This window comes from Treponema sp. UBA785 (assembly GCF_002297065.1).
In the GTDB taxonomy this organism is placed as follows: domain Bacteria; phylum Spirochaetota; class Spirochaetia; order Treponematales; family Treponemataceae; genus Treponema_D.
The window spans coordinates 4,412-10,332 of the sequence record NZ_DBJD01000029.1; the positions used below are offsets into that span (position 1 = coordinate 4,412).

The following is a 5,921-nucleotide window of genomic DNA, read 5'->3' on the forward strand; positions in this document are numbered from 1 at the left end:
CAACAGAGAAGAAATTTAATGTACAAGGCTTTTTGCGATATGGGGTTGCCAGTTCCTGAGCCAAAAGGAGCATTTTATATGTTCCCGGATATTTCTTCGACAGGACTTTCTTCGGAAGAGTTTGCAACTAGACTTTTTCAAAAGCATAATGTCGCAGTTGTTCCAGGAAGCGTCTTTGGGCTTGGCGGTGAAGGGCATATTCGCTGCTGTTATGCAACTGGAATTGAAAAAATGAAAATTGCCCTCGACAGAATTGCAGATTTTGTAAAGGAACTAAAAGATTCTAAAAACTAAATTGTTTCGTTAAATTTTATATGCTGAGCGTCTTATGAATTTTGAAAGGCGTTCAGCATTTTTTTTACGACGCATCAACTTTCTTTAATAATTTTATAAGTCCGTCTTTTTGGATTAAGTCAATTGGACGGCCTTCGGAATATTTTTGCGCTTCATCGGTGTATGTTCCTGCTGTAAAACATATTCCTCGGTCAGCCTTGCTTTCGCTTACCTTTGCCTGAAAATCGCGGATAAAAAGCTCGCCAATTGAACCGGTTGTCCTATAAAAACGGAAAATTTCGGTATCTTCCCAACGGTTTGTGTCTACTGTAAGTAGAATTTCTACATGGTCTGGTTCAACAGAAATATCTTGTATTTTTACGAGCGCCCGCGGATAATAAGTCATTACTACTTTACGGCAAAGAGCTACAAAGTCCGAAGTGCTGCTCATAAGATAAATTTGAAGATTTTTGTTCTTATTTAATTCTCCATACCGGTTTAAAAGCTGTGCAACGTCTTTGTATGAAGGCGTCATTGTCTGAATTTCTCGCAAAAGCGAAATTCCTGTTGCAATATTTTTTGTTGCAAAACAGGCTTGAGCATAGCGGTAACGGAGTTCAAGAGCGGTTTCCGGAGGAATATTCTGATGTTTTATGCCGATTTCAAAGTCCTGAAGTGCTTTTTCGTATTGAGCTGCCTTTGAATGCATAAGTCCTGCCGCAAGACAGGATCGTGCTCCATATTCTGGATCTGGACGCAAGTGAAGAAATACTTTCATTGCCTTGTCGCCGTATCCACATTCCTGCATTGCATCTGCCATACTAAAAAGCGCTTCTTTGTTGTCTGGGTTTTCATCGAGTGCACGCCTTAAAAACGGCAACGATTCCTTAAAATGATGAGCATTGTACAAAGCCATTCCTAACGGCGCATTTACGTTGAGAGCGTCAGGTCTTGCAATGAGCGCTTTTTTTAAACAGGCGGTTGCCTTGTCATAATCTTTGTTTGCATAGAATGCGAGTCCGAGGTTGTAATTTACGTCAAAATTTGAAGGATTTATTTGAAAAGCTGCCGAAAGTCCGCGGAACGAATCTTGAATTTTATTTAGCTTAAAGGCGCAAATTCCTTGTCTTAAAGCTGCAAGAAACGGGTCAATCTGCGTATGGGCCGGTGCTATGTTTAGCATTGTGTCGTAAATCTGATATGCTTTTTCCCATGAGTGTTCGTTAAAATAAATATTTCCTAATGCAATCAGTCCATCGGGATTATGAGGATCCTGAGCAAGTTTCCGGGTTGCTTCACGTATAATTTGAGCACGTTTTTTTGTCTTGCCTTTTTTGCTTCCGGTTTTTCTTGTTCCAAAGGCGACCAAAATTGCTGCAAAACCGATTGCAATGGCGATTGCTATAACAAGGGCTAATGAATCCATATTGTCTATTATCGGCAAAAAAGGTCTAAAACTCAAGTTTTTACGAAAAACTTGAGCCTTTAGCGTAGTAGTTATGAAAAAAACATATATTATTTTTTTACAATGATTTTGTACATCGGTTTTTCGCCCGGGCACAGTTCCAAAATATGTTTTTCAGCTTCGAGAACTTCTGTCGGATCATGGGTCACGTGCAAAAGAGTTGTTGTTCCAGAATTTGCAACTGTTTCGAGCAGATCGAGAATTTTTTGGCGATATTGTTCGTCGAGGCCGTGGCATGGTTCATCAAGAATCATAATTTTTGGAGATTTTACAGCTGCGCGGATTATAAGAATTGCCCTCTGTTCTCCATAGCTCAAGTTTCCGAAAGATTCGTGTTCGCGTCCTTCAAAACCTGCCAGTTTTAACCATTTTTTTGCCGCGGCGATTTCCATGTCTGTCTTTTTTTCGTACAAACCGATTGAATCGTGAAAGCCTGAAATTATTACGTTTTCGAGCTCTGTGCCACCTACCATTCTGTATTCAACATGAAGACGGTAACTTACGATTCCGAGATTTTTTTTGATGTCCCAAATTGATTCTCCAGTTCCTCGTTTTCGTCCAAAAAGCCAGACGTCGTTGCAGAAAACTTGCTTGTTGTCGCCAGTTATGAGTTCCAAGAGCGTTGTTTTTCCTGAACCGTTCGGACCGCGAATAAACCAGTGCTCGCCTGGAAGAACTTCCCATGAGAAATCCTTTAAAACTTCATGTCCGTCCCAGCCAACATTTACCTGATTCATATATACAAGAGAATGTTCCGCAGAAACCGTATTTTGCTGAGAAATCGAATTCTGTGCTTCGGAAAGCTCGCTCAAAAACGCCTCTTTTTCTGACTTTCGGTTCGCATTTTTTTGAATATTGCGCTGTTCTATGAGCTTTTCGTATTCAGCCTTTGTTCCGCAGAATGAATTTTTTTTGTCCGTAAATTCCAAAACATTTGTAATTGTCCGAGGAATTTCGTGGTAACGTTCCATTGCCATGATGATGGAAGTTCCGTTCAAACTCCCGCTGTTTTGTCTGCCTACCATTGTCTGGAAAAATTCCAAAAGAATTGAACGGCTCTGTGCGTCAAGACCAGCAAACGGGTCGCTCAAAATCAGCAATTTTTTTCCAGAAAGCAGCGCGCGGCATAAAAGTGTCCTGCGAATTTCGCCTGTCGACATAAATTTTAGTCCGCGGTCAAGAATTTTTTCGACTCCGCACAGTTTTACTTCCGGCAAAGTTTCCAGCCGTTCGCCGATTGCTGGCAAAGGGAGATGTCTGTGCTTTGCGTCAGGACCACCCAAAACTTCGCAGATAAATCGTCTTCCGGAACGGCCTTCATCAATTTTATTGATATATTCAGATTCATCCAAATCGCGTTCTTCCTGAATTAAAAGAGCCGCACGTTCAAGAGAAACTGTTTCTGTTGATTTTTCAAAAATCGTGTCTTCGACTTTATTTGTCTTGTTGTTTATAAACTGTTTTTCGCCGGCAAGAGCCTGTAAAAAATCTGCTTTTCCGCCGCCATTCGGCCCGATAACAAGCCATGCTTCTCCAGCTTGCATCTGCCAGTCAAGTGATTCAATTTTTGTTCCGTGCAAATCCTGAACACGCACGTCTTTTAGCGAAATAAGATTGTCATTCATAGAATAAAATTATAATGAAACACAAAAAAATATAAAAGTTGAACAAAAATTGTGCAGGCAAAAAAGTCTCTAGCGGACAAATTTTTTTTTATTTGTTAGAATGTGATTATGAGTGCAATTGATTTTTATGGCAACGAACCGGGAAACAGTAAATCTGTCGTATTTTTGTGCAGTTCTTCTTTTGGACGTTTTTTGTATAATTTGACGCTTTTTTTGCAAATTCCTAAAATTATAGGAGCATTTTTACGTTCACCTTTGAGCAAATTTTTTATAAAAGGCTTTATAAAAAAAAATAATATTGATATGTCGGCTTTTGCCGGTGTTAAATTCAAGTCGTTTAATGATTTTTTTACAAGAAAAGATAATTCTCGTAAGCCGGAATTGTCGCCAGAAACTTTGATTTCGCCTTGTGACAGCGCTCTTAGCGTATTCAATATAGAAGAAAATTCAACTTTTAAAATAAAAGGCTTTGACTATGCGCTTAAGGATTTTTTTGAAACAGATGAATTTGACAAAACTTTTTCTGACGGAAATGCGCTTATTTTTCGGCTTGCTGCAACTGATTATCACCGCTATTGCTACATTGATTCAGGCTCGCTTGAAAAAAATCATTTTTTAAAAGGAAAATTGTATTCGGTTCAGCCGGTTTGCTGCCGGACTTTTAAAGTTTATACAAAAAACCGGCGCAGCTGGACGATTTTGCATACGCAGAATTTTGGAGATGTCGCCCAGGTTGAAGTAGGCGCATTTAGCGTAGGCGGAATAAAAAATCATCACGAAAATTACACTTTTTCTAAAGGTGAAGAAAAAGGTTATTTTGACCTTCACGGTTCAACAATCGTCATGCTTTTTAGAAAAAATACGATAAAACTTGATGAAGAAATTTTGGCTCAGACTGCAAATGGCAAGGAAATAACAGTAAGATACGGCCAGCCAATCGGTAAAAAAGCGTAATATTTTTATTTTTTACACATTTTTAGCATATTTTATATATTTTTATTCAAAATCTCATCGTATTCTTTAATAGTGAATTTTTGAAATTCGCGGAAATTCTAAAAAGTTGCGGAACTTTTCGCATGGAGGTTCGCTTGAAAAGACTTCTAAAAAAATCATTTTTTGCAGTATTTGCTGTTTTTTTTGCATTCAGTGTGTTTGCAAAAGGGAGTAAAGAGTACGTGACTCAGGAAATTAATGCTTCGGAGCGCTGTCTGCCTGTTTTTTATGAAAACATAAAATCTCGCTGGACTTTTAAAATGGGTTACAAAGATGGCGTTGATTTTAACCAGTGGAAAAAAGAAGGACTCGAAAAAGCACGAGAACTTATTATTCAGGAAGATGACAAAACGCCGTTCGATATGGTTGTTTTGGAATCAGAAAAGCGTGACGGCTACACTGCCCAGAAAGTGGTTTTTAATATTTCTCAGGACAGCCGTGTTCTTGCATATCTTTTGCTTCCTAATGGGAAAAAAGGACAGACTTTTCCTGCCGCCCTTATGCTCCACGACCACGGTTCAAATTTTGCCATTGGTAAAGAAAAAATGGTAAGGGCTTTTTCTTCAGACAAGGCAGTAGAAAAAATTCTAAAAATCAAGAGCAACAAGGAAGCCAGCATTGAAGCTGCAAAACTTTCTCCAGAAAGCAAGGATTTGTACGAAAAAATCAAGAATTCAAAAGCCTGGGCAAATCAATACTTTTCCGACCTTTATCCTGGCGACGAACTTGCAAAGCGCGGTTATGTTGTTTTGAGCTTTGATGCGCTTGGCTGGGGCGACCGTTCAGTTAAAAATTTCAGCACAGGAAGCCAGCAGTCTTTGGCTTCAAATATGTTCAACATGGGAACAAGTTTTGCAGGACTTATTGCCCAGGAAGACTGCCGGGCTGCAAAATTTTTGGCAAGTTTGCCTCAGGTAGATAAAGAGCGCGTTGCCTGCATCGGTTTTAGCATGGGTGGTTTCCGTTCTTGGCAGCTTGCCGCAATCAGCGACGACATTAAGGCTGGGGTCTCTGTTTGCTGGTTTGGTACGATGAAAGGTCATATCGTAGAAAAAGATGGTCAGTTGAAGGGAAATTCTGCATATTCAATGTTGCACCCGACAATAGCAAAATTCCTGGATTATCCAGACATCGCTGGGCTTGCTGCTCCAAAACCAATGTATTTTATTGGCGGAGATAAGGACGCTGTAAATCCAAATGCAGGAACTGAAGAGGCATATGCAAAAGTTCATAAAATTTGGACTGCTGCAAATGCCGGCGACAAGTTAAAGACCGAAATTGTGCCTGGCATGGAACACGCTTTCCCGGCAGAACAGCAAAAAGCGGCTTTTGACTGGCTTGATAAGCAGTTTAAGTAGTCATTCATGTAAAATTTTATCGATTGCCTGCCGCATCTTTTTATAAGATTCGCTTCCGGAATACTGTATTTTTTGAATAAATCCGACTTCGTAAGAGCCGAGCGCGTTTCCGGCAGCGTGGCAGGTAAATCCTTTTTCATAAGGCCCGTTTGTAAGCACAATGTGAGGCACAAGTCCGATTCCTAGTCCGAGCTGAACCAATGCCAT

5 protein-coding genes and 1 pseudogene are annotated in these 5,921 nt (G+C 39.9%); 3 read left to right on the forward strand and 3 right to left on the reverse strand.

What is annotated here, in order from left to right:
- Window positions 1–294: aminotransferase class I/II-fold pyridoxal phosphate-dependent enzyme (locus B2X33_RS01960; protein ID WP_296667210.1), on the forward strand; the 294-nt coding region annotated here is incomplete at its 5' end.
- A gap of 64 nt (window positions 295–358) precedes the next feature.
- Here B2X33_RS01960 and B2X33_RS01965 read toward each other — a convergent pair.
- Both B2X33_RS01965 and B2X33_RS01970 read right to left on the reverse strand, forming a co-directional pair.
- Window positions 359–1,699, reverse strand: a complete 1,341-nt coding sequence (locus B2X33_RS01965) for a tetratricopeptide repeat protein (protein ID WP_296019265.1) — start codon at window positions 1,697–1,699, stop codon at window positions 359–361.
- Between the two features lie 89 nt (window positions 1,700–1,788).
- Entirely contained in the window at window positions 1,789–3,363 is a 1,575-nt protein-coding gene (locus tag B2X33_RS01970) for an ATP-binding cassette domain-containing protein (protein WP_296667214.1), read from the reverse strand.
- 108 nt (window positions 3,364–3,471) lie between these two features.
- On the opposite strand from B2X33_RS01970, the gene B2X33_RS01975 reads away from it, so the two are divergent.
- Both B2X33_RS01975 and B2X33_RS01980 read left to right on the forward strand, forming a co-directional pair.
- Window positions 3,472–4,317 carry a phosphatidylserine decarboxylase gene (locus B2X33_RS01975; RefSeq protein ID WP_296667216.1) on the forward strand — a complete coding sequence of 282 codons (846 nt, stop codon included), beginning with the start codon at window positions 3,472–3,474 and terminating at the stop codon, window positions 4,315–4,317.
- Window positions 4,318–4,538: 221 nt separating this feature from the next.
- The gene (locus B2X33_RS01980) at window positions 4,539–5,714 is read left to right on the forward strand and encodes a dienelactone hydrolase family protein (RefSeq protein WP_296667218.1); all 1,176 of its coding nucleotides are present in this window, start codon (window positions 4,539–4,541) and stop codon (window positions 5,712–5,714) included.
- On the opposite strand, the pseudogene B2X33_RS01985 reads toward B2X33_RS01980, so the two are convergent.
- Window positions 5,715–5,921, reverse strand: a pseudogene (locus B2X33_RS01985) (LysR family transcriptional regulator); the annotation flags it as partial. It lies immediately after the preceding gene.